Below are 1,401 nucleotides of genomic sequence, written 5' to 3'. Positions count from 1 at the left end.
AATCCTGCTCCGCACTGTTCAGTTTTCAAAGGCCAAATCTGTTTTTCTGTCGACTTTTGCCGCCGACTCTTAATACTATAGCAGATTTTTTTATCTTTGTCAACTACTTTTTTTACTTTTTTTATTTTTACTTATTTTAATCTCATTTCAGTTCTCATAAATACAGATATTAATATATCATAACTACCATCAAGACTCAATATTATTGATACCCAATCCTATCAATTTTATTCAATTAATTCACTTTTCCATTATAATATCTCTCATTTTTTCATATTTTACTTAATATATGAAACTTTAATAACTAAAAACTAAAACAAAATCTTCGTTCTAAACAAATTAAGGAAGATCTTGCTCTTATCCATTATGGAAATTATATTTAAAATTCTCTGCAATTTGAATTATAAAAAATTATCCAAAAGAATTTTAACATAACAACATAAAAAATGAAGGATTGGCTTCTTGCATCAACCCTCCATTTTTTTATTGATATTAAGTGGTGCGCCCAGAGGGACTCGAACCCCCAACCTTCTGATTCGTAGTCAGACACTCTATCCAGTTGAGCTATAGGCGCAAAAATATGGAGGCGGCACCCAGATTCGAACTGGGGAATAAAGGATTTGCAGTCCTCTGCCTTACCACTTGGCTATGCCGCCAAAATATTTTAAAAGAACAAATGGCTGGGGCGGCAGGACTCGAACCTGCGAATGCTAGAGTCAAAGTCTAGTGCCTTACCGACTTGGCGACGCCCCAGCGAACACACTATAATGGGGTGGATAATGGGATTCGAACCCATGGCCTCCAGAGCCACAATCTGGCGCTCTAACCAACTGAGCTATACCCACCATGAAATAATTTTGAATTCTAGATATTAATTTTTTAAATATATCACTCTCTAAAATTTATTAAATACTTATTAGACATTAATAACCAAGTAAATCAATAATAATTAGCCATTAATGAAAATTGGAGCGGGTGAAGGGAATCGAACCCTCGCGACTGGCTTGGAAGGCCAGGGCTCTACCACTGAGCTACACCCGCTTAATAAATGGAGCGGAAGACGGGATTCGAACCCGCGACCCTCGCCTTGGCAAGGCGATGCTCTACCACTGAGCCACTTCCGCACACTGACTCCATCAGAATTCTAATTTTTAAATGTTAAATCCTAAATAATATTCTTTTTATTTAGCATTTACAATTTATAATTCAAAACCACTACCTTGTAGTGGTGTGGTGGAGGGGGCTGGATTCGAACCAGCGAAGGCTACGCCAACGGATTTACAGTCCGTCCCCTTTGGCCGCTCGGGAACCCCTCCTTACATGGAGCTGGCGATAGGAATCGAACCCACAACCTGCTGATTACAAGTCAGCTGCTCTACCAGTTGAGCTACGCCAGCACAA

General features: G+C 39.0%; 8 tRNA genes. All 8 read right to left on the bottom strand.

Annotated elements, in window-relative coordinates:
- Positions 1 to 497: 497 nt before the first annotated feature.
- The 8 genes from BUB51_RS12600 to BUB51_RS12565 all read right to left on the bottom strand — a co-directional run bounded on the left by BUB51_RS12600 (position 498) and on the right by BUB51_RS12565 (position 1,397).
- A tRNA-Arg gene (locus BUB51_RS12600) sits at positions 498 to 574 on the bottom strand.
- Positions 575 to 581: 7 nt separating this feature from the next.
- Positions 582 to 656 (bottom strand) — tRNA-Cys (locus BUB51_RS12595).
- Positions 657 to 677: 21 nt separating this feature from the next.
- A tRNA-Gln gene (locus tag BUB51_RS12590) sits at positions 678 to 753 on the bottom strand.
- A 15-nt stretch (positions 754 to 768) separates the two neighbouring features.
- Positions 769 to 845, bottom strand: a tRNA-His gene (locus tag BUB51_RS12585).
- A gap of 122 nt (positions 846 to 967) precedes the next feature.
- Positions 968 to 1,041, bottom strand: a tRNA-Gly gene (locus tag BUB51_RS12580).
- Between the two features lie 8 nt (positions 1,042 to 1,049).
- A tRNA-Gly gene (locus BUB51_RS12575) sits at positions 1,050 to 1,124 on the bottom strand.
- A 107-nt stretch (positions 1,125 to 1,231) separates the two neighbouring features.
- Positions 1,232 to 1,316 (bottom strand) — tRNA-Tyr (locus tag BUB51_RS12570).
- A 5-nt stretch (positions 1,317 to 1,321) separates the two neighbouring features.
- A tRNA-Thr gene (locus tag BUB51_RS12565) sits at positions 1,322 to 1,397 on the bottom strand.
- Positions 1,398 to 1,401 lie beyond the last annotated feature (4 nt).

This window comes from Caloranaerobacter azorensis DSM 13643 (assembly GCF_900129995.1).
In the GTDB taxonomy this organism is placed as follows: domain Bacteria; phylum Bacillota; class Clostridia; order Tissierellales; family Thermohalobacteraceae; genus Caloranaerobacter; species Caloranaerobacter azorensis.
This window is presented reverse-complemented; position numbering and strand designations above follow the sequence as displayed.